The organism is Pantoea sp. AS142, from assembly GCF_037152305.1.
Classification (GTDB): Bacteria; Pseudomonadota; Gammaproteobacteria; order Enterobacterales; family Enterobacteriaceae; genus Pantoea.
The window spans coordinates 470,279-491,924 of the sequence record NZ_JBBCMO010000001.1 but is presented as its reverse complement, the minus strand read 5'-3'; the positions used below and the strand labels follow the sequence as shown (position 1 = coordinate 491,924).

The 21,646-nt window shown below is 55.8% G+C and carries 25 protein-coding genes; 11 read left to right on the top strand and 14 right to left on the bottom strand.

The genetic code is table 11. From position 1 onward, the window contains the following. Positions 1–45: 45 nt before the first annotated feature. Positions 46–366, bottom strand: a complete 321-nt coding sequence (gene clpS, locus WFO64_RS02465) for an ATP-dependent Clp protease adapter ClpS (RefSeq protein WP_337008614.1) — start codon at positions 364–366, stop codon at positions 46–48. A gap of 316 nt (positions 367–682) precedes the next feature. Between clpS and cspD the strand changes: the two genes are divergently transcribed. Continuing rightward, the gene (gene cspD, locus WFO64_RS02460) at positions 683–904 is read left to right on the top strand and encodes a cold shock-like protein CspD (RefSeq protein WP_010254451.1); all 222 of its coding nucleotides are present in this window, start codon (positions 683–685) and stop codon (positions 902–904) included. 74 nt (positions 905–978) lie between these two features. Here cspD and WFO64_RS02455 read toward each other — a convergent pair whose 3' ends face one another. Next, on the bottom strand, positions 979–2,616 hold the full coding sequence (locus tag WFO64_RS02455) for an ATP-dependent endonuclease (RefSeq protein ID WP_337008612.1): 1,638 nt from the start codon (positions 2,614–2,616) through the stop codon (positions 979–981). Positions 2,617–2,748: 132 nt separating this feature from the next. On the opposite strand from WFO64_RS02455, the gene WFO64_RS02450 reads away from it, so the two are divergent. The 3 genes from WFO64_RS02450 (at position 2,749) to ltaE (ending at position 6,571) form a co-directional block, all read left to right on the top strand. Further along, a complete protein-coding gene (locus WFO64_RS02450) occupies positions 2,749–3,648 on the top strand; it encodes a lysine exporter LysO family protein (RefSeq protein ID WP_337008610.1) in 900 nt (299 codons plus the stop codon). Positions 3,649–3,778: 130 nt separating this feature from the next. After that, complete coding sequence (gene poxB, locus WFO64_RS02445) at positions 3,779–5,500, top strand: ubiquinone-dependent pyruvate dehydrogenase (protein WP_337008609.1); 1,722 nt, start codon at positions 3,779–3,781, stop codon at positions 5,498–5,500. A 69-nt stretch (positions 5,501–5,569) separates the two neighbouring features. Beyond that, positions 5,570–6,571 (top strand): low-specificity L-threonine aldolase, encoded by a 1,002-nt coding sequence (gene ltaE, locus WFO64_RS02440; protein ID WP_337009481.1) that lies wholly within the window; start codon positions 5,570–5,572, stop codon positions 6,569–6,571. A gap of 4 nt (positions 6,572–6,575) precedes the next feature. On the opposite strand, the gene WFO64_RS02435 is transcribed toward ltaE, so the two are convergent. Together WFO64_RS02435 and WFO64_RS02430 are read right to left on the bottom strand one after the other, a co-directional pair. Then, complete coding sequence (locus WFO64_RS02435; RefSeq protein ID WP_337008607.1) at positions 6,576–7,400, bottom strand: N-acetylmuramoyl-L-alanine amidase; 825 nt, start codon at positions 7,398–7,400, stop codon at positions 6,576–6,578. Continuing rightward, on the bottom strand, positions 7,397–7,717 hold the full coding sequence (locus WFO64_RS02430) for a heavy metal-binding domain-containing protein (RefSeq protein ID WP_337008606.1): 321 nt from the start codon (positions 7,715–7,717) through the stop codon (positions 7,397–7,399). The genes WFO64_RS02435 and WFO64_RS02430 overlap by 4 nt, the downstream gene beginning before the upstream one ends. 106 nt (positions 7,718–7,823) lie before the next feature. Here WFO64_RS02430 and WFO64_RS02425 point away from each other — a divergent pair, with 106 nt between their 5' ends. The 6 genes from WFO64_RS02425 to WFO64_RS02400 all read left to right on the top strand — a co-directional run bounded on the left by WFO64_RS02425 (position 7,824) and on the right by WFO64_RS02400 (position 12,298). Next, positions 7,824–8,363 carry a lipoprotein gene (locus WFO64_RS02425; RefSeq protein ID WP_337008604.1) on the top strand — a complete coding sequence of 180 codons (540 nt, stop codon included), beginning with the start codon at positions 7,824–7,826 and terminating at the stop codon, positions 8,361–8,363. 222 nt (positions 8,364–8,585) lie between these two features. Further along, positions 8,586–9,314, top strand: a complete 729-nt coding sequence (gene artP, locus WFO64_RS02420; RefSeq protein ID WP_337008602.1) for an arginine ABC transporter ATP-binding protein ArtP — start codon at positions 8,586–8,588, stop codon at positions 9,312–9,314. Between the two features lie 15 nt (positions 9,315–9,329). Beyond that, complete coding sequence (gene artJ, locus WFO64_RS02415; protein WP_337008600.1) at positions 9,330–10,061, top strand: arginine ABC transporter substrate-binding protein; 732 nt, start codon at positions 9,330–9,332, stop codon at positions 10,059–10,061. 6 nt (positions 10,062–10,067) lie between these two features. After that, entirely contained in the window at positions 10,068–10,784 is a 717-nt protein-coding gene (gene artQ, locus WFO64_RS02410) for an arginine ABC transporter permease ArtQ (RefSeq protein WP_337009479.1), read from the top strand. Continuing rightward, a complete protein-coding gene (artM, locus tag WFO64_RS02405) occupies positions 10,784–11,452 on the top strand; it encodes an arginine ABC transporter permease ArtM (RefSeq protein WP_337008598.1) in 669 nt (222 codons plus the stop codon). The genes artQ and artM overlap by 1 nt, the downstream gene beginning before the upstream one ends. Positions 11,453–11,566: 114 nt before the next feature. Then, positions 11,567–12,298: an arginine ABC transporter substrate-binding protein gene (locus tag WFO64_RS02400; protein ID WP_337008596.1), complete on the top strand. Its 732-nt coding sequence runs from the start codon at positions 11,567–11,569 to the stop codon at positions 12,296–12,298. A 31-nt stretch (positions 12,299–12,329) separates the two neighbouring features. On the opposite strand, the gene rlmC is transcribed toward WFO64_RS02400, so the two are convergent. From rlmC to WFO64_RS02350, 10 genes are all read right to left on the bottom strand, one after another. Further along, on the bottom strand, positions 12,330–13,460 hold the full coding sequence (gene rlmC, locus WFO64_RS02395) for a 23S rRNA (uracil(747)-C(5))-methyltransferase RlmC (protein ID WP_337008594.1): 1,131 nt from the start codon (positions 13,458–13,460) through the stop codon (positions 12,330–12,332). Positions 13,461–13,501: 41 nt separating this feature from the next. Next, entirely contained in the window at positions 13,502–13,969 is a 468-nt protein-coding gene (locus WFO64_RS02390; RefSeq protein WP_337008592.1) for a YbjO family protein, read from the bottom strand. 75 nt (positions 13,970–14,044) lie between these two features. Beyond that, positions 14,045–14,890, bottom strand: coding sequence for a putrescine ABC transporter permease PotI (potI, locus tag WFO64_RS02385; RefSeq protein WP_337008590.1), 846 nt, complete (start codon positions 14,888–14,890; stop codon positions 14,045–14,047). Further along, positions 14,887–15,849, bottom strand: coding sequence for a putrescine ABC transporter permease PotH (gene potH, locus WFO64_RS02380; RefSeq protein WP_003849283.1), 963 nt, complete (start codon positions 15,847–15,849; stop codon positions 14,887–14,889). The genes potI and potH overlap by 4 nt, the downstream gene beginning before the upstream one ends. A gap of 9 nt (positions 15,850–15,858) precedes the next feature. Further along, positions 15,859–16,992: a putrescine ABC transporter ATP-binding subunit PotG gene (gene potG / locus WFO64_RS02375; RefSeq protein ID WP_337008588.1), complete on the bottom strand. Its 1,134-nt coding sequence runs from the start codon at positions 16,990–16,992 to the stop codon at positions 15,859–15,861. 123 nt (positions 16,993–17,115) lie between these two features. After that, entirely contained in the window at positions 17,116–18,225 is a 1,110-nt protein-coding gene (gene potF / locus WFO64_RS02370) for a spermidine/putrescine ABC transporter substrate-binding protein PotF (protein WP_337008586.1), read from the bottom strand. Positions 18,226–18,611: 386 nt separating this feature from the next. Next, positions 18,612–19,091 (bottom strand): YbjN domain-containing protein, encoded by a 480-nt coding sequence (locus WFO64_RS02365; RefSeq protein ID WP_022625960.1) that lies wholly within the window; start codon positions 19,089–19,091, stop codon positions 18,612–18,614. Between the two features lie 87 nt (positions 19,092–19,178). Further along, entirely contained in the window at positions 19,179–20,081 is a 903-nt protein-coding gene (rimK, locus tag WFO64_RS02360) for a 30S ribosomal protein S6--L-glutamate ligase (protein WP_337008584.1), read from the bottom strand. A 20-nt stretch (positions 20,082–20,101) separates the two neighbouring features. Next, positions 20,102–20,824, bottom strand: coding sequence for an oxygen-insensitive NADPH nitroreductase (nfsA, locus tag WFO64_RS02355; protein ID WP_337008582.1), 723 nt, complete (start codon positions 20,822–20,824; stop codon positions 20,102–20,104). A gap of 16 nt (positions 20,825–20,840) precedes the next feature. After that, complete coding sequence (locus WFO64_RS02350; RefSeq protein WP_337008580.1) at positions 20,841–21,092, bottom strand: DUF1418 family protein; 252 nt, start codon at positions 21,090–21,092, stop codon at positions 20,841–20,843. Positions 21,093–21,348: 256 nt separating this feature from the next. On the opposite strand from WFO64_RS02350, the gene WFO64_RS02345 reads away from it, so the two are divergent. After that, on the top strand, positions 21,349–21,612 hold the full coding sequence (locus WFO64_RS02345) for a GrxA family glutaredoxin (protein ID WP_337008578.1): 264 nt from the start codon (positions 21,349–21,351) through the stop codon (positions 21,610–21,612). The last annotated feature ends 34 nt before the right edge of the window (positions 21,613–21,646 follow it).

The window sequence follows — 21,646 nt, the reverse complement described above, 5'->3', positions numbered from 1 at the left end:
CTCCCCCAATTATCGCCCTTACCTGTTTCCTATATGGAGACGAGTTCAGGCCTTTTCCAGCGTACACAGCAACGGATGATGATTTTCCCGTGCATAGTTGTTCACCTGGGCCGCTTTTGTTTCGGCGACTTCTGCAGTAAATACACCACAGATCGCCTTGCCGTGATAGTGAACTTTCAACATCAGTTGCGTTGCACGTTCAACATCATAAGAAAAGAACTTTTGTACAACGTCAATAACAAATTCCATAGGTGTATAATCGTCATTATTCAGAATGACTTTATACATAGAAGGCGGCTTTAACCCTTCACGTACTTTATCTTCGGCCAGTTGTTCAAAGTTAAGCCAGTCGTTTGTGTTTGCCATAGTGTTCCGTTGAGATTTCGCTTTTAGCCTTTAGGTGGCTACTTATTGAGAGTTTAACATGTCTGTCAAGCCGCTGACCGCTGCTGAAAATTTATTCAGAAATTCCCTTGCGCGACTTGCATCACAAAATTCGCAATAGCGTTAACTGCCTCAAATTTTGATGATTTTTCCCCCACCTGGCCCGGTGGTTTGCTTGACGCCAGCGGCCCTTTCTCTACATTCTAGCTGCACAGGCTGATTGAGTTTTAATCAAATCCGACTCACAGCGTCTGAGACCTCACCTACTTATAAAATGTCTTGCGAGGGAAGTAAAAGCATGGAGACGGGCACAGTTAAATGGTTCAATAATTCCAAAGGCTTTGGCTTTATCTGTCCGATCGGAGGTGGCGAAGATATTTTTGCACACTACTCCACCATTCAGATGGAAGGCTACCGAACGCTAAAGGCAGGCCAGCAGGTTCAGTTCGATGTCCATGAAGGTCCGAAAGGCAATCACGCCAGCCTCATCGTTCCGGTTGAGGTGCAGGCCGTGGCCTGACATGCATCCCCCTTCTGAACAGAGACCTAAAAATGCCAGCCAGTGCCGCTGGCATTTTCATATTCGATATAATCTCAGTCCGCCTGACCCTGCGCCAGCCCAATCACCCGGGCAAACATCTGCCGTATCAACGGCGGGATGGATACAGGCCCGCGTTCTGCCGCCGATGAGGCCACCGCGATCGCCAGTTCAGGTTTCGAGCTCTGATGAATCGCCTTAGTAATAATACGTCTGGAACTCATCGGAACGTTTAACGGCAGGTGCGCCATTTGATGATAGACCGCCTGAAAACCGTGCTGGTAGAGAAAATTCTCCATATCCAGCGCCGGTAGCTGCGTCAGAAAACGCGGCTCGGCCTCACCCGGCTGCAAATGACTGCGTGTCGTGCTGGCGTATTTATTACCCGCCGGGTCACCGTCGGTTAGCACATGCCAGGCGATGCCCATACGCCGGGCAAACTTCAGCAATGGCTTTAAACCTGACTGAGCATACTCAATCACTTTTACGCCTTCAGCCGCGAAGTTGTAGCCGCACTGCTGCGCCAGCTCATTCATAATCCAGACTTCGGTTTCACCCTCCACCAGCAGCCAGCAACGAGCGAACAGTGCCACAGGCCGGTTGACCCGAATATGAAAGCCGATGCGCCGGCTCTCTTCTGCACTCAATCCCTCCGGACCGATGCGCCAGGCCGCCACGCGCGAGGGTCCGCGCACCAGACGGCAGACGTTCTCCAGCGGCACCTGCGACAGCAGCTCCGGCGAATTAGTAGTGGCGATTTTTTGCAGCGGTAGCAGTCTGAGCAGATTCCATGTCACCGACAGCATAATCGGATGTAGCCGGGTTTCCGGATCTTCAATCAGCAGCAGCGGTCGGGCATCGGCGCCCAGGGGAACACCTCCCCGAGCCTCAATCAGCAGGGTAAACATCTGCAGCAGAATCAGCTGACGGCTGCGGGAGTCGGTTCCGGCAGCCAGCTGATTCAGGTGATCCAGCGCCCGCCATCCCTGAATCCCGTCGCGCGTCTGCGTATCCCGTAACCTGGCCTCGGTACCCGCATCGGCCGGCTGCACCAGAAAGTAGTGCTGCATCAGTTGCTGCATGGTCTTCAGGCCCTGCCGCAGCACCTTATCGCTAAGCTGTTGCGGGTGCTGATCCAGATCGCGCGCCAGCGTCTCCATGCCCGCCAGCAACTCAGAATGCGCGGCGTTAACCGACACACCAAGCCGCGTCCGCTTACTGAAACGCGCATCGCGCAATCGCAGAACCGGATAACGTTTCAGCAAATGGTCGATGGCCGCTGCGCAGTTCTGCTCAGGCAATAGCTGATAGTTATGGTCAACAAAACGGCGACGGGTTTCGATGCCGCTGTCACGCCAGGTGGCGCTGACGCTGTAGAAGAGCCGATGCTGGCCCTGAGCATCACGCTGCCAGAACGTCGAGAGCACCCCATCCGGATCGTTGCCGTCATCACGAAAGTGGAACACCACCGAAAGACGGCGCATCGGATCGGTCACATCGCCTGGGGTGAAATGAAAATCAGCCTGGGTAAAAACATAGGCTGGCTCAAAAGGCGAAAGTAGCAGGCTCAGAGCATCCAGCAGGCTGGATTTGCCCCAGGCATTCTCACCAATCAGCAGATTGGTCTGGGTTAAAGGCAGTGAGAGCTTATTGATGCCGCGGAAACCGCGAATGTCGATATGTTCCAGAATCATAGGCGTCTATCCTCAGGTTATAAACAGCATGGTTGCCGCCAGTGAGCCGGTCAAGCCGCCTTCTCAGGGTTTACTCCGTTACGCTTTTTCGCTAGCGTGTGGCCTCGTCTCCCATGGATGGCCCTTATCGCTATGTACTCCGGACTCCTGATGATTCTGCTGCCGCTGATCGCTGGCTGGCTGCTACCTTTTCGTAAAACCACCACCCTCCGTCAGGTGAACCAACTGTTAGGCTGGATGGTTTATGTGATTCTCTTCTTTATGGGCATCAGCCTGGCCTTTCTCGACAACCTGAGCAGCAATCTGCTGTTGGTCTTTCACACCGCGCTGGTCGCGGCATTCTGCATTCTGCTGTGCAACGTGCTGGCGCTGCGCGGACTGGAAAAATATGCGCCCTGGCAGCATGCGCACCGGCAGGAACAACTGCCATCGCGGCTGCATATGGCGCTGGACTCTCTGAAGCTGTGCGGCGTCGTCGTCCTCGGTTTTCTGCTTGGCCTGACTCAGTGGCCGCTGCTGCATCACGCCTCCACGGCCAGCGAATATGCGCTGATCTTTCTGCTGTTTCTGGTGGGTATTCAGCTGCGTGGCAGTGGTATGACACTGCGTCAGATTATCCTCAACCGTCGTGGGCTGTTGGTTGCCAGCGTGGTGCTGGTCAGCGCCCTTATTGGCGGAATGATTGCGGCGCTGGTGCTGGGCGTGCCGCTTAAAACCGGTGTGGCCTTAGCCAGCGGCTTTGGCTGGTACTCCCTCTCCGGCATTCTGATGACCGAAGCTTTTGGCCCGGTCATCGGCAGCGCCGCCTTTTTCAACGACCTGGTGCGGGAACTGGTGGCGATCATGCTGATTCCGGCGCTGATTGGCCGTCATCGCTCCAGTGCACTCGGCCTGTGCGGTGCCACCTCAATGGACTTTACCCTGCCAGTGCTGCAGCGAGCAGGCGGCAACGAGATTGTCCCGGCCGCCATTGTGCACGGCTTTGTTATGAGCCTGCTGGCCCCGATTCTCATCGCCCTCTTCTCCGCCTGATGCCTGTCTGAAATGCGCTGAGCTTTGCCAGCGCATTTTTTCACGCCTGCTTTTCTGCCGTGTCGTCTACGCTTCTTTTTTCGGTTCTGGTCACGTCACGCTTCAGGACGGGACGACAAAGGAGAAGAGCATGAAACAAACCGTGGCGGCGCTGGTCGCCAAAACGCTGGAAAGCGCGGGCGTAAAACGCATCTGGGGCGTCACCGGGGATTCCCTTAACGGCCTGAGCGACAGTCTTAATCGCATGGGCACCATTGAATGGATGCCGACGCGCCATGAAGAAGTCGCCGCATTTGCAGCGGGCGCGGAAGCGCACATCAGCGGTGAACTGGCGGTCTGCGCCGGCTCCTGTGGGCCAGGCAACTTACATCTGATCAACGGTCTATTCGATTGCCATCGTAACCGTGTTCCTGTTCTGGCGATTGCGGCGCATATTCCCTCCAGTGAAATCGGCAGCGGCTATTTTCAGGAAACCCATCCACAGGAGCTGTTCCGCGAATGCAGCCACTACTGCGAACTGGTTTCGAACCCTGAGCAGTTACCGCAGGTGCTGGGCATCGCGATGCGTAAAGCGATTCTGAATCGTGGCGTCTCGGTGGTGGTGCTGCCTGGGGATGTCGCGCTTAAACTGGCGCCAGAAAGCGCCAGCGCGGAATGGTATCCGCCGCAATTGCCGCAGGTGCTGCCACAGCCCGCCGAACTTGCACAGCTGGCGCAGACGCTAAACGACGCCACCGATATTACGCTGCTGTGCGGCAGTGGCTGCGCCGGTGCCCATCCGGAGGTGGTGGCGCTGGCAGAAGCGCTGAAAGCCCCTATCGTCCATGCGCTACGTGGCAAAGAACACATCGAATATGACAACCCGTATGATGTCGGCATGACCGGTCTGATTGGTTTCTCATCCGGTTTCCACGCCATGATGAATGCCGGGACGCTGGTGTTGCTGGGCACTCAGTTCCCCTATCGCGCCTTCTATCCCGAAAAGGCTAAAATCATCCAGATTGATATCAATCCGGGCAGCCTTGGGTCTCATTGTCACGTCGATCAGGCCTATGTCGGCGATGTGAAAAGCACACTGCAGGCACTGCTGCCACAATTGACGCACAAAAGCGATCGCAGCCATCTCGACAGCGCGGTTAAGCACTACGTCGAGGCACGTAAAAGTCTGGACGAGCTGGCGCAGCCCAACGACAAGCAGCCGATCCATCCGCAATATCTGGCACAGCAGATCAGCCACTACGCCAGTGATGATGCCATCTTTACCTGCGATGTCGGGACACCAACCGTCTGGGCGGCGCGGTATCTGAAGATGAACGGCAGGCGTCGCCTGCTGGGTTCGTTTAATCACGGCTCGATGGCAAACGCGATGCCACAGGCGCTGGGCGCGCAGTCGATTGATCGCAATCGTCAGGTGGTGGCACTGTGTGGCGACGGCGGCTTCAGCATGCTGATGGGGGATTTTATTTCGCTGGCGCAACTGAAAATGCCGGTCAAACTGGTGATCTTCAACAACAGCGTACTGGGCTTTGTGGCGATGGAGATGAAAGCGGGCGGCTACCTCACCGATGGCACCGGGCTGGAGAATCCTGACTTTGCCGCTATCGCCGAGGCCTGCGGTATTCGGGGCATCCGGGTGGAAAAGGCCTCTGATCTCAATGGCGCGCTGGAGCAGGCCTTTGCCCACGATGGCCCGGTGCTGGTGGATGTCATTACCGCCAAAGAGGAACTGGCGATGCCGCCGGAGATCAAAATGGAGCAGGCTAAGGGCTTCAGTCTCTACATGCTGCGCGCCATTATGAATGGTCGCGGTGATGAGGTGGTAGAACTGGCGAAAACCAACTGGCTGCGGTAAAAAAGAGGTTCTATCCAGGCGGGCGCGATGCCCGCCTTTTTTTTCTTCCGCCATGTTCAGGAGCATCAGGTGATCGATTTACGCAGTGATACCGTGACCCGGCCCAGCGCCGCCATGTTAAGCGCAATGATATCTGCCGACACCGGTGATGACGTCTACCGTGACGATCCCACCGTGAATGCGCTGGAGGTGGAAGCCGCACGATTGAGCGGCAAAGCCGCGGCGCTGTTTTTTCCGACCGGCACCCAGGCGAACCTGGTAGCGTTGCTTAGCCACTGCCAACGCGGTGATGAATATATCGTGGGCCAGCAGGCGCATAACTATAAATATGAGGCGGGCGGTGCGGCGGTGCTGGGCAGTATTCAGCCGCAGCCAGTGCTGGCTGCCGACGATGGCACCCTGCCGCTCGACCTGGTGGCTGCCGCCATTAAGCCAGACGATATTCACTTTGCCCGCACCCGCCTGCTGAGTCTGGAGAACACGCATCACGGTAAAGTCCTGCCGCTGGCGTATCTGGAACAGGCATGGACCTTTACCCGGGAACATCAGCTGGCGCTGCACATTGATGGCGCACGCATTTTTAATGCGGTGGTAGCCCAGCAGACCACGCTGGCAGCGATAGCCCGCTACTGCGACACCCTGACCATCTGTCTCTCTAAAGGTCTGGGTACGCCAGTCGGTTCCCTGCTGTGTGGCGACACAGCTCTGATCGAGCGCGCACGTCGCTGGCGTAAAATGACCGGTGGTGGCATGCGCCAGACCGGTATTCTTGCGGCGGCAGGTCTCTATGCGTTAGAACACAACGTAGCGCGATTGCGGGAGGATCATGACAATGCCGCCTGGCTAGGGCAGCGGTTGCATGAGCTGGGCGTTGAGGTCATCGATCAGCAGACCAACATGCTGTTTGTGGCAGTGCCGGAACCCCAGGTCAAACCCTTAGGCGAGTGGATGAAGGCGCACGGCGTATTAATCAGCGTGGGGACTCGCACCCGGCTGGTCACCCATCTGGATGCGGACCGTGCGGCGCTGGAGCAGGTTGTCGCCCACTGGAAAGCGTTTCTGCAACAGTAACCCGCTATTGCGCCGCGCCATATTTATCCAGCAGCGCGGCAGCTATCGCGGCGGTTTCGGCATCGGGCTGACCGCGATAGTCCGCTGGCCGGAAATGCATCTGAAACGCGGCGATCACCCTTTGCTGTTCACGCGCGCTCATCTCAGCCGTCACCGGATAACCGTAGCGCTGTAAGCTATCCAGTAACTGCGCCACGGGCACCACCGCGTGCGGATCCTGACCCGCTAAATAGAAAGTGACCCGACTGGCATCGGGCCAGGCACCGAGTCCGCGCTGCGCCAACTGTTGCCACGGGAACAGTGGACCGGGATCCTGCTTGCGTTGTGGTGCGATATCACTGTGACCGACAATGTTTTCCGGTGCGATGCTGTAACGCTGTGCAATATCGCGCAGCAGCGCCTCCAGCGTGGTGATTTGCGCGACGCTAAAGGGCTGCCACTCGAAACCCGTCAGTGTCCGGCGATAACCCCGGTTAACCAGCTCAATACCGATTGAGGTGTCATTGATGCGGCTGGCGCCGCGCCAGAAGCTTGGCCCGGCATGCCAGGCAAGCTGCTGCTCCGGCACCAGTTGCCAGATAACGCCTTTCCCGGCGCGCTGTGGCGGCTGGCGAGGGATCAGATAGTGGGCGCTGACTTCCCGATCGGTCAGGGTCGCCAGCGAAGAAGAAAAATCTTCGGCGGTGTAGTGGAGCACGATCACCTTCACCCGCGGTCGCGCGCCCTGCGCCGGATGCCGCAGATCGGCCCAGTAGCCGTCACGGGATTCCATCCCGGACTGGCAGCCCGCCAGCAGCAGCGCCAGTATCAGCCACAGCCGCCGTTTCAACGAATGATCACCGCCGTGCCGCTGACGCTGACCATCAGCATACTGCCATCTTTGCCGACCGTTTCGTAATCAATGTCGATACCGACCACCGCGTTCGCGCCCAGCGCTTTGGCCTTTTCTTCAAGCTCTTCAAACGCAATCTCTCGTGCCTTGCGCAGCTCTTTCTCATAAGCGCCGGAACGACCACCGACCACATCACGGATACCCGCGAAAAAATCACGGAAGATGTTGGCACCCAGAATCGCTTCACCGGTGACCACGCCACAATATTCGCTGATGCTGTGACCTTCCAGGGTTGGGGTTGTTGAAAATTTCATCGCATTCTCCTTGTTGAAAACCGGGCTAAGGCTCTTTCGACTAAAAACCACGGCTATACTCTATGCTAAAAAGGGCACCTTGCCAGAGAACCTTAAGGAAATCGAGATGAAAAACAATGCGTTTGCGCTAATGATCCCGGCAGCCCTGCTGCTCAGCGCCTGTACCACCGTTGAGCCAGTGATTAAGGACAATGGCCCGCGTACCGCACCCTGCATTGAAGGCGGTCCTGACCAGGTAGCCCAGAAGTTTTACGACCTGCGTGTTGAACAGCCCACTCAGGGACTGCCCGACAGCACCACGCTGGCAAAATATCGCCCTTACCTGAGTGATGCGCTCTACCACTCATTACAGGCGGCCAGTGGCAGCAATGCCGGCACACAGTGGCGCAACGGCGATCTTTTCTCCAGCCTGACACAGGGTCCGACTGCTGCCAGCGTCGCCGATGCTTCCACCATTCCGAACCGCGATGCACGCAACATCCCGCTGCGGGTCGATCTGAGCCGCGACGGTAAACAGTGGCAGGATGAAGTGCTGATGATCCACCAGGGCAGTTGCTGGGTGGTGGATGACGTGCGCTACATGGCTAACCCTGCGCATGCCGAAGGTGGCAGCCTGAGCCAGATGCTTGAGAAATCAAAAAAATAATCTCAGACTTAACGGTGATAAGAAGCGCAGCCGTTCCTGGTGCTGCGTTTTTTTATTTCTGTAGCCTGCCACGCTGCGTCGGGCTGACGCCAGACAGCGCATGATATTGTGCTAAGCTTTAGCTGTTTACCTGCTGTTTTACAAATTTTAACCCACCTTATTTGCATAACTATTCTGGTGACGTTAAAATCCGCGACACTAATAGCTATTCAAATCTGGCGCATGAGTATTCAACTAAACGCAATAAACTGCTTCTACGGTGCTCATCAGGCGCTGTTCGACATTAACCTTAAGTGTCCGCAGGGCGAGACGCTGGTACTGCTGGGTCCCAGCGGTGCGGGCAAGAGTTCGCTGCTTCGGGTGCTTAACCTGCTTGAGCAGCCGCGTTCAGGCCAGTTACAGATTGCCGGCAATCAGTTCGACTTTAGCCAGAAACCTTCTGATACCGCGATTCGCGAACTGCGTCAGAACGTCGGTATGGTCTTCCAGCAATATAATCTCTGGCCGCATCTTACCGTGCTGCAAAATCTGATCGAAGCGCCCTGCCGGGTTCTGGCCCTCAGCAAAACTGACGCCCAGGCCCGCGCAGACAAGCTGCTTGACCGACTGCGTCTGACACCGTATAGCGATCGCTTTCCGCTGCACCTTTCCGGTGGTCAGCAGCAGCGTGTGGCGATTGCCCGCGCGCTAATGATGGAGCCGCAGGTGTTGCTGTTCGATGAGCCGACCGCCGCGCTTGATCCTGAAATTACCGCACAGATTGTCAGTATCATTCGCGAACTGGCTCAGACCCGCATTACCCAGGTGATTGTGACCCATGAAGTGGAAGTGGCACGTAAAACGGCCAGCCGCGTTGTTTATATGGAGAACGGCCACATTGTGGAACAGGGCGATGCCAGCCGCTTTACACAGCCGCAAACCGAGGCGTTTGCTCACTATCTTTCGCACTAAGTCAGGATGCTAAAAATGAAAAAAATGGTACTTGCTGCACTGCTTGCTGGTTTTAGCCTGAGCGCTACGGCGGCACAGACGATTCGTTTTGCGACCGAAGCCTCTTATCCTCCTTTTGAGTTTGTAGATGCGGACAATCAGATTCAGGGTTTTGATGTCGATCTGGCCAACGCACTGTGTAAAGAGATTGACGCGACCTGCACCTTCACTAATCAGGCGTTCGACAGCCTGATCCCGAGCCTGAAATTCCGTCGCTTTGATGCGGTAATGGCGGGCATGGATATCACGCCGGATCGTGAAAAACAGGTGCTGTTCACCCGGCCTTACTACGACAACTCCGCGCTGTTTGTTGCGCAGAAAGGCAAAGTCGCCAGCGTAGAGGCACTGAAAGGCAAACGGGTTGGCGTCCAGAATGGCACGACCCATCAGAAATACCTGACTGAGAAACACAGCGAAATCACCATTGTTCCTTACGACAGCTATCAGAATGCGGTGCTGGATCTGAAAAATGGTCGTATTGATGCCGTATTCGGTGACACGGCGGTGGTCAACCAGTGGCTGAAGCAGAATGCGGCGCTGGCTGCCGTCGGCGACAAAGTTACAGACAAAGCCTACTTTGGTACTGGCCTGGGCATTGCGGTGCGCACGGGTAACACCGAGCTGCAGACCAAATTCAATGGCGCACTGGATAAGATTAAAGCGAACGGGACGTACAAAACCATCTACAGCAAATGGTTCCAGCAGTAATCTGTGATGAATGAAATGATGACCCTCGCAAGCGCCGCCGGTATGACCGTCGGCCTTGCTGTTTGTGCTCTCATCGCTGGCCTGGTGCTGGCGATGATTTTCGCTGGCTGGGAGTCACTGCGCCTGAAACCGCTGGCGTGGATGGGCACCGGCCTGGTGACATTAATCCGCGGCCTGCCGGAAATTCTGGTGGTGCTGTTTATCTATTTTGGTGCCTCCCAGCTGCTGCTCACCCTCTCTGACGGTTTCACCCTGAATTTCGGCCTGTTTCAGTTACCGATTCAGGTAGAAATTGAAAACTTCGACGTCAGTCCGTTCCTGTGCGGTGTGATTGCGCTGGCGATGCTCTATGCCGCCTATGCCTCGCAGACGCTGCGCGGCGCCCTGAAAGCAGTGCCAGTCGGTCAGTGGGAGTCGGGTCAGGCGCTGGGCATGAAAAAATCGGCCATCTTTCTCCGGCTAATAATGCCGCAGATGTGGCGTCACGCCCTTCCCGGTCTGGGTAATCAGTGGCTGGTGCTGCTAAAAGATACTGCATTGGTCTCGTTGATCAGCGTCAACGACCTGATGCTGCAAACCAAAAGTATCGCCACCCGCACGCAGGAGCCGTTTACCTGGTTCCTGGTGGCGGCCGCTATCTACTTAGTGATTACGCTGTTCAGCCAGGCGGTGTTACGCCGCATCGAACTGCGCACCACCCGCTTTGAACGGGGGAACAGCTAATGCTGGCCTATCTGCCTGAACTCCTGAAAGGGCTGCACACCAGCCTGACGCTGACGGCGGCCTCACTGGTCGTGGCCCTGCTGCTCGCACTGCTCTTCACCGTGGTACTGTCGCTAAAAACGCCGGTGTTCAACCCGCTGGTAAAAGGGTTTATTACGCTGTTTACCGGCACGCCGCTGCTGGTGCAGATCTTTCTGATCTATTACGGTCCGGGACAGTTTCCCTCTATCCAGCAGATCCCCTGGCTATGGCATTTACTGTCGCAGCCGTGGTTGTGCGCGATGCTGGCGCTGTCGCTGAACAGCGCCGCTTACACCACGCAGCTGTTTTACGGTGCGGTTCGCGCTATTCCCTCCGGGCAGTGGCAATCGTGCTCGGCACTTGGCATGAGCCGCAAAGATACCCTGCGCATTCTGCTTCCCTATGCATTTAAACGCGCCCTCTCCTCCTACTCAAATGAAGTGGTGCTGGTGTTTAAAGGCACCTCGCTGGCCTACACCATCACCCTGATGGAAGTGATGGGCCACGGCCAGTTGCTCTATGGCCGCACCTACGACATCACGGTCTATGCCGCGGCAGGTCTGATTTATCTCTGCGTTAATGGTCTGCTGACGCTGATGATGCGACTGATCGAAAAACGCGCACTGGTCTTTGAACGGCGTAACTGATATCCGGGCGAGCCCCTCGCCCTTTTCGCCTGAAAAATCACATCAATTGCATAAAAATTCACTTTATGGCAGGGTATCGCCTTCTCTGGCTGACCACATCACAGGAATTATAAAATGAAAAAATGGATTATTGCCGCTGCGCTGGCTTCGCTTGCGATCACTGCACAGGCAGCAGAAAAGATACGCTTTGCCGCTTCAGCGACCTATCCGCCGTTTGAAACGCTGGATCGAGAAAATAACCTGGTGGGATTTGATATCGACCTGGCTAACGCGCTGTGCCAACAGATGAAAGCGGAGTGCACCTTTACCAACAATGCCTTCGACAGCCTGATCCCGTCACTGAAATTCCGCCGCTATGACGCGGTGATTTCCGGCATGGATATCACCGCTGAGCGCAGCAGGCAGGTCGATTTTACCCAGCCTTATTACGCTAACTCCGCTATCGTGATCGCCCGTAGAGGCCAGTTCAGCAGCTTTGGTGATCTTAAGGGCAAGCGCATCGGCGTTGAGAACGGCACCACTCACCAGAAGTACCTGCAAGATAAGCATCCGGAAGTGAAAGTGGTGGCGTATGACAGCTATCAGAATGCGATTCTGGATTTGAAGAGTCGCCGGCTGGATGGCGTATTTGGCGACAGTGCGGTGGTGAATCAGTGGCTGAAGACCAATGCGGATCTCGCCACTGTCGGTGAACATGTCACGGATGCGGACTATTTTGGCACCGGCCTCGGCATTGCCGTGCGTAAAGGCAATACGGCGCTACGCGATCAATTCAATCAGGCACTGAACGAACTGAAAGCCAACGGCAGCTGGCAGCAGCTTAATCAGAAGTGGTTCCCGGAGTAATAAGCAACAGAGGCAGCTTGGGCTGAGGGAATTAGTGCTGACAGCGGGTTAACAGCGTCAGCACTTCAAAATGGGCTGTGTGCGGGAACATGTCAAACAGCTGCACCTTCGTGACCTCATACGCGCTCAGACGGGCAATATCCTGCGCCATGGTTTGCGGATTACAGCTTGAGTAGAGCAGATAATCCGGGGCCATCTGGCTGAGATAATCACACAGCGCCTCGCCCATCCCACGACGCGGCGGATTAACCAGCACCAGCGGCGGCACTGCGTCGCGTCCGGTGGCAAACGCCGCAGAATCCAGCGCCGCAAACTGCACTTTTTCCAGTCCCAGCATCTCAGCGGAACATTGGGCACATTTAATCGCCTCGGCACTGATCTCAATGCCGGTCAGTTCCATCTCCGGTGTCGCGCAGTGCAGACCAAAACCGCCCACGCCGCAGAAGAGATCCCACATGCCGTTGACCGGCAGCGCCCTGACCCAGTCGCGCGCGGTAGCATAGAGTGCGCTGGCAACCTGCGGGTTAGTCTGAAAGAAGCTTTGCGGACGGATCCACAGCGGCACACCATTGAAGTTCTCTGCCAGCGACTGCGCGGGCGTCAGCGCAATCTCCTCTTCGCCCTCCAGAATCGCCATATGTACCGGCTGAATATTGGCAGAGATCACCGCCAGCTGCGGCAGTTGCTGTTGCAGCCACGGCAATGCGGCACGCAGCTGATCCAGCTTCGCGGTCGAGCGCAGGACGAAGCGCAACATCACGCCGCCCTGCTGGTTTTCGGTGATCAGCAGGAATTTGAGTTCGCCGCGTTTGCGCGTCACGTTATAGGGCGTCAGCCCGGCGCGGGCAATAAAGGGCTTAAGTGCAGCAAACACCGGCTGGAAGCTGGCGGGATAGAGCGGGCACTCGCACAGATCGACAGCCTCACCATCCGGCTTGCTAAGACCCAGCACCGGACGCTCGACGCTGCCGCTGACCACCATTTTGGCTTTATTACGAAATGCCTGCTGCGGTGATGTCACGGGCGGCAACCAGGCCGCAACCGGCTGCTCAGCCAGTAATTGTTCCAGCATCGACTGTTTGTCGTTCAACTGATTGGGGTAGGGTTTTTCCAGCCACTGACAGGAGCGGCAACGGTTAGCGTCATAAAGCGCGCAGTGCATGGTAAAGCCTTAACGATCGGGTCGGGCGGAGCGCGATTGTATCACCGCTCCCTGAAAAAAGCGCGACTACTGGCAGGCAGAAACAGCAGCATCAGCACCAGCAGATCGGGAATTTTCTGCGACAGGGTGTGATGGATAATCTGGACGTTATTATCGCCATCAACGCTGAAAATCTCCGGGTAGATCCCGCCCAGTGAGGCGACCAGCATATAGCCCAGTACAATCACCTGCGTCACCACATAGCCCCAGCGTCCACGGTTACTGCCGCGCAGCAGGGTAAAGGCGCAGCGCAGTTCGAACAGGAAAATCAGCTGGCTGGCGATAAAGATGAGCGTAGCGTCCCAGGACTGGGCGCTGCGGTGAACAAAGTTGGCGAGTTCGCTGTAACCCAACTCGTTTGCCAGCATCAGCACGCTCAGGCACCGGGTTGCAATGATGGCAATGCCCGCAACCGTCACCGGCACCGGTGCGCCTGAGCGCGTGGCGCTGCTTTTAAAGATTTCTGACATAGTCCGTGACTCCACCTGATCGAAAAACGGGCCGGCCAGACCGGCCCGTTCATATAGTGGCAAAGGTTACGGATTTCAGCCACGTTTAGCTTTTTGAATATCGCTTAAACGTTGTTTTTCTTCGTGCGCCATCACCCGCCAGGCGATAAAACCGACTAAACCGACCACAAACAGGATTAGCGAAGCCAGCGCATTGATTTCCGGGTTAACGCCGCGTCGCACGGTAGCGAAGATCGCCATCGGCAAAGTGGTGGCACCCGGCCCGGTAACAAAGCTGGCAATCACCAGATCGTCGAGTGACAGGGTAAATGCCAGCAGCCAGCCGGTCACAATAGCGGGCGCTATCATCGGCACAGTAATCACGAAAAAGACCTTTAGCGGCGTTGCGCCTAAATCCATTGCCGCCTCTTCGATTGAGCGGTCCAACTCACGCAGACGCGAGTTAATCACCACCGCAACATAGGCGGTACAGAAGGTAACATGCGCCAGCCAGATGGTCAGCATGCCACGTTCACTCGGCCAGCCAAAGGCATTGCCCATCGCCACAAACAGCAGCAGCAGCGACAGGCCGGTGATCACGTCGGGCATGACCAGCGGCGCGGTCAACATAAAGGCAAACCCGTTATGGCCGCGGAAGCGACCAAAACGCACGATGATCACGGCCGCCAGCGTGCCCAGCACCACCGCCATGGTGGCGGAGAGGCCGGCAATGCTCAGGCTCAGCAGCACCGCGTCAATCATCGCGCTGTCCTGGAACAGCACCCTGTACCAGTGAAATGAGAAGCTATCCCACACCGTCACCAGCGGTGAGCTGTTAAACGAATAAACCACCAGCAGCAGCATCGGTGCATAGAGGAACAGAAAGCAGCAGACCAGAATGCCGGTACGCCAGGGTGAGCGAATGGTTGGCAGATTATTCATGCCTTCTCTCCCATTTCACGGTTTTGATGCTTATGGAACCAGATAATCGGCAGAATCAGGATCAGCAGAATAATTACCGCCAGCGCGGAGGCCACCGGCCAGTCGCGGTTGTTAAAGAACTCCTGCCACAGGATACGACCAATCATAATGCTGTCCGGGCCACCCAGCAGTTCAGGGATCACATACTCCCCCACCGCCGGAATAAACACCAGCATCGACCCGGCGATAATGCCGCCTTTAGTCAGCGGTACAATCACGCTGAAAAAGGTCTTCAGCGGACGCGCCCCCAAATCCAGTGAGGCTTCCACCAGCGAGTAGTCGATACGGGTCAGCGCGGTGTAGATTGGCAGCACCATAAACGGCAGATAGCAATAGACAATACCGATATAGACCGCGGTATTGGTGTAGAGGATCACCAGCGGATGATCGATCACGCCCAGCCACAGCAGGAAGCGGTTCAGAATACCGTTGTTGTTCAGCAGGCCCATCCAGGCGTAGACGCGCACCAGAAACGAGGTCCACGACGGCAGGATCACCAGCAGCAGCAGAATGGTGCGCATCGACGGCTTGCTGTGCGCCACGGCCCAGGCGAGCGGATAGCCAATCAGCAGACAGATGACGGTCGAGATCGCCGCCACTTTCAGCGACTGCAGATAGGCGTCGATGTAGAGCGGGTCGTCGGTCAGCGTCAGGTAGTTGCCGAAATTGAGTACAATGCTGAACTGATCATCAGCCCAGCTCACCAGCTCGGTGTAAGGCGGAATCGCCCGCGCAATGTCCGCAAAGCTGATCTTCAGCACCGTCAGAAACGGTAACAGGAACAACAGCACCAGCCAGACATAAGGCAAGGCAATCACCAGCTTGCGGCCATGCTGCATTTTTACCCGCGTGGCCCAGCGTTGCAGCGGCGTCCCGACCAGTCGGGCGGGTGCTTTAGCGCGTTGAAAAATCTGGCTCATAGCCGCTCCTTAAACCGTCAACACCACGCAGCTGTCGCTTTCCCAACAGAGCCGGACTTCATCACCCCAGGTTGGCAACCCTTTGCGATAGCGATGCGCGTTTTGCAACTGTGCGCTGATCATCTGTCCGCTATGCAGACGGACATGGAAGATAGAGAGATCGCCGAGATAGGCGATGTGGACCACTTCACCGACCGCAAAGTTACAGCCATCGGCAGGCACCTCATCGCACAGCATCACCTTTTCGGGACGCAGCGCGACATGCACCGGCACGTTATCCACCACCGAGACATCGGAGTCGACTTTCAGCGGATGCATCAGGCCGGGACTGTCGATTACCAGGCCATCCGCCTGACGTTCTCGCAGTAAGCCTTCGAACACATTAACCGAACCGATAAACTCCGCGCTGTAGCGACTGGTCGGATGCTCATAAATCTCCTCGGGCTCGCCAATCTGCACGAACTTACCACGATTCATAATCGCGATACGTCCCGCCATGGTCATCGCCTCTTCCTGGTCGTGCGTCACCATCACGCAGGTGGCGCCGACCCGCTCCAGAATATCGACCACTTCCAGCTGCATCCTGTCGCGCAGTTTCTTATCCAGTGCGCCCATCGGCTCATCCAGCAGCAGCAGTTTTGGCCGTTTCGCCAGGCTGCGCGCGAGTGCTACACGCTGACGCTGACCACCGGAGAGCTGGTGCGGTTTGCGTTTCGCAAACTCCTGCATATGCACCAGCGCCAGCATTTCGGCGACCCGGCGGGTGATCTCTCCTTTCGGCAGCCGATCCTGTTTCAGACCAAAGGCGATATTCTGCTCTACCGTCATGTGCGGGAACAGCGCGTAGGACTGAAACATCATGTTGATCGGGCGCTGATAGGGGGCAACGTGCGACAAATCCTGACCATCCAGTACAATTTGCCCGCTGGTTGGCGGCTCAAAACCGGCCAGCATGCGCAGCAGCGTTGATTTGCCACAGCCCGATGCGCCCAGCAGGGCGAAGATTTCACCTTTATAAATTGTCAGACTGACATCATCCACAGCGTGCTGGCCGTCAAAGGATTTGGTCAGATTGCGGATCTCCAACAGCGGCGTTAACGCCTTTGCGGTTTTATGTTGAGGACGGGGAATAGCATCGTTCACAAAGGATTCTCTCCGGAGCCAGGCGGAACATGGCGGCAACATCCGCCGCTAAAAATGGCACAACAGAGGCCGACACTGCGCCTCTGCTGCTGATGCGTGACAGGTCAATCCGTTAAGGACGAACTACTTACCACTTTTTACTTTAGTCCATGCGCGGGTACGCACACGATCCAGTTTTGGATCCTGGACTTTCAGCACGAACAATTTCGACATCGCTTCTGGCGTCGGGAAGATGCCCGGGTTGTTGCGCACGTCGGCATTGATCAGCGGCAGCGACGCTTTGTTGCCGTTGGCGTAGTTCATTTTGTTGGAGACATCGGCGATCACTTTCGGATCCATGATGTAGTTCAGCCAGGCGTAAGCACCGTCGAGGTTTTTCGCATCTTTTGGGATCGCCATCATATCGAAGAAGGCCAGAGCCCCCTCCTTCGGCACGCTGTAACCCAGATGCACGCCGTTTTTCGCCGCATCGGCACGGTTTTTCGCCTGCAGAATATCACCCGACCAGCCGATAGCGACGCAGATGTTACCGTTGGCCAGATCGTTGATGTACTGCGATGAATGGAAATAGCGGATATTCGGACGCAGTTTCAGCAACAGGTCTGTGGCCGCACCAGAATACGCTTTGGCATCAGAGGTGTTGGGATCTTTGCCCAGATAGTTGAGTACCGTGGCGAAAATTTCTTCTGGCGCATCCAGGAAAGAGACGCCACAGCTTTTCAGCTTCTCCAGGTTTTCCGGCTTCAGCACCAGATCCCAGCTGTTGACCGGCGCATCGGCGCCCAGTGCGGCTTTGACCTTATCAAGGTTGTAGCCGATACCGGTGGTGCCCCACAGATAAGGAATGGCATATTTGTTCCCCGGATCGTGCTGCGCCACTTTTTCCATCAGCGCCGGATCAAGGTTTTTGTAGTTTGGCAATTTGCTCTTATCCAGCGGCTGGAATACCCCGGACTGCAGCTGACGCGCCAGGAAGCTGGAGGATGGCACCACCACATCATAGCCGGTGCTGCCTGCCATCAGTTTGCCTTCCAGAACTTCGTTGGAGTCAAACACATCGTAGACCACTTTGATGCCGGACTGCTTTTCAAAGTTCGGCACGGTATCTGGCGAAATATAATCGGACCAGTTGTAGACGTGCAGCGTTTTGTCTTCCGCCATGCTGCTGGCCGACGCGGCCATCAGCGCAGCAGCTACCACAGCTGACAGCCATTTCTGACGTGAGTTGAACATATTTTTCCATCCTCCTGAGCGGGTCATTACAACGCTGCAAACCAGAGATCCCTGCATTGCGTTCTGTACAAGACATCAGTGACACAATGAATCATTATTCAGCGGGAGTTTAATAGCAAAATCCTATAGCTGAGGCGCAGTTACGCGCCTGTTACAGCCCCGCCAGCATAGCCCCCCCGGTCAGGCTTCACCAGACCCCAGCGTAAAAAACGCCTGAAACCGATATTTTATGCATGTCTGAGCTATGAGGTTCGGCTTTGATGGCATAAACAACGACAAATATCTGGTGATGAAGGGCAAAATGCAGAATAAAAAATTATCGCGGCAGCGGATGCCGGACATAAAAAAGCCGTCTCAGGGACGGCTTAGTGAGTAAGCGGGTCTGGCTAGTGCAACACAGAATGAACGCTGGTCACCGGAACATGCTCTTCTTCTTCACCCACAATCAGCAGATTGTTGGCAAAGGCTTCCAGGATCACCATAGAGATTTGCTCTTCACTCTGTTTCATAAAGTGTGAGAACTGACCAAAGGTTAATCCGGCAGTGGTGATCATTGACTGACAGACAATGAGCTTCGGCAGATTATCATCCTGAATGTCGATAAATGCTTTTACCGTCAGTGAACTGGCATTGATTTGTGACAAATCGCCGACCAGTGGAATCAGCGCCGTCGGCTTCACTTCAGCCAGCGCCGAAAACAGAATGACGTTGTCGACCAGATCGATTTTGGCGTCAAACACCCCATCGAAGTTTTGCATGTGCGGCAGATGAAGTGCCTGACAGGCATCGCATTCGAACCAGGTGATATTTTGCTGATCCAGCCAGCGACGCAGCAGGTCGATATCCGGAACGACAAGAGAATCCATCGTAAAATCCCAGTGGGGTGATAAACAGGCGACTTAGCTTACGGAAAAATGCGCGGCGATGCCACGAAAACTGCTGAAAAGCGCGTGTCAGCCAGCGGTTTTAGGACGGAGGCCGGGGATGGCCTGCTGCTCAATCCGCTCGATCATAAGCCTGGCGATGTTAAGGTCGCTGCTGGTTTCAATGCCTTCAAGACCGGGCGACGCGTTAACTTCCATCACCAGCGGACCACGATGGGCGCGCAGAATATCGACGCCCGCGACTTCCAGTCCGATTGTGGCAACTGCTTTCACTGCTATCTGCCGCTCCTGTTGCGTAATGACCACCGGATTAGCTTTGCCGCCGCGATGCAAATTAGAGCGGAAATCACCCTCTTTAGCCACCCGCTCAATCGCTGCCACCACCTGATTGCCGATCACCAGACAGCGAATATCACGACCCTGGGCTTCTTTAATAAACTCCTGCACCAGAATATGGGCATTCAGGCCGCGAAAGGCATCAATAACACTTTCCGCCGCCTGCCGCGTTTCTGCCAGCACCACGCCAATGCCCTGGGTACCTTCCACCAGCTTGACCACCAGCGGCGCGCCGCCAACCATGGCGATCAGATCGTCGGTGTCATCGGGCGAAGAGGCAAAGCCGGTGACCGGCATGTCGATACCTTCCCGTGCCAGCAACTGCAACGAGCGCAATTTATCACGGGTGCGGGTAATGGCGGCGGACGCATTCAGCGGATAGCTGCCGCACATCTCAAACTGTCGCAGTACAGCCATGCCATAAAAGGTCATGGCGTTGCCGATACGCGGGATAACTGCATCAAAATGGCTCAGCGGTTCACCACAATAGTGAACGGCCGGTGAGGCGGGATTGATATTCATGTAGCAGGAGAGCGGATCGATAATTTGAACCTCATGTCCGCGCAAGGCAGCCTCGTCACGCAGTCGCCGACTGGAGTAGAGGGTCTCATCATATGACAGGATCGCTATCTTCATCGCTGCTCACCCCTGGTGGATTAACGCGTGGCCCAGCCCTGCTGATGAAGATAATCGAGCATAAACGGACGCGTCTCTTTTATGATCAGCCGCTGGATCAGCTCGCTCCAGGTTTCGCTCCGCTGGTTGCTGTCACGCTGCTGATAATAGAGTTCCGTGCGGCTATCGTATTCCGCCAGTACCGCCGGGTTCAGCGGCTGATAGCGGTTCTCATGCACCAGCATCGCGTGCGGCATACGCGGTTTGACGTCCGGCTTTGACTCCGGATGGCCCAGGCAAAAACCAAACAACGGCAGAACAAATTTCGGCAGGCCCAGCAGTTTGGTCACTTCCGCGATGCTGTTACGGATTCCGCCGATAAAGACGCCGCCCAGATCCAGCGATTCGGCTGCTACCATGGCATTCTGACCCATCAGCGCGGTGTCAACGCAGCCCAGCAGCAACTGCTCGGCACGACCCAGCTGCGCATCGGGGCAAATCTGCAGGTGGCGATTAAAGTCAGCGCAGAAGATCCAGAACTCAGCCGCATCTGCGACCCAGGTCTGTCCGCCTGTCAGCGTCACCAGCTTATCGCGCAGCGCTTTATCGGTGATACGGATAATGGAAGAACACTGTAAAAAACTGGATGTGGACGCCGATTGCGCCGCAGTAATAATCGCTTCACGCTGTGCTTCGCTGACCGGCTGATCAGTAAAGGCACGGATTGAACGGTGACTGCACAGTAAATCAATGGTCGGTGTCATAAAGTCTCCAGCAACATTATTTTCTTTTGTCAATCTGGTTAAAAAGCTGTGGTGCTATCGCTTTCGCGGTGCGCCACATTAACAGCCAGGCAGCAGGCAGCATCAGAACAATGCCAGCGATGAACAGCATGGTGGCCAGCGTTTGGATGTCAGCCTGACCTGGCAGCGGCAGCCAGTGGTTGATCAGCAGCAGCGCACCCAGTATCAACAGGCCGCCCGCCGCCTCCAGCACCACGATAAACCGGGGTAATCTGGCCACACTCTGCATCACATTCTCCTGCCCTTAGCGGATTACTGAGCGTCAATTATGGTCAACAATCCAGAAATTGCGCGAAATACGCCAGCCACTGGCGCAAAAAAGCGCCTCATTCAGACGCTTCCTGATCACCGGGCAATAGCGTGCGGGCATCAGACTAACAGGCAAATCCTGCTTTCATTAAGCGATACGAGCGGGCATCATGGTTGCCATTCTCTGTTTTATTGTGTGATACGCATCACATAATAGCCGCTGAAAGGAGTTTTCAATGATTACTGTTATTTTTGGTCGCCCGGGATGTCCCTACTGTGTTCGTGCCCATGAACTGGCCGACAAGTTGACCGCTGAGCGCGATGATTTTAGTTATCAGTATGTCGATATTCAGGCAGAAGGGATTACCAAAGCCGATCTGGAAGCCAGCGCCGGTAAACCGGTCAGCACCGTGCCACAGATTTTTGTGGACGAAAAACATATTGGTGGCTACACCGAGTTTGCCGCCTGGACCAAAGAGAATCTGGGATTTGTCGCATAAGCGCTGATGGCTGGAATGAAAAAGGCGAGACAGG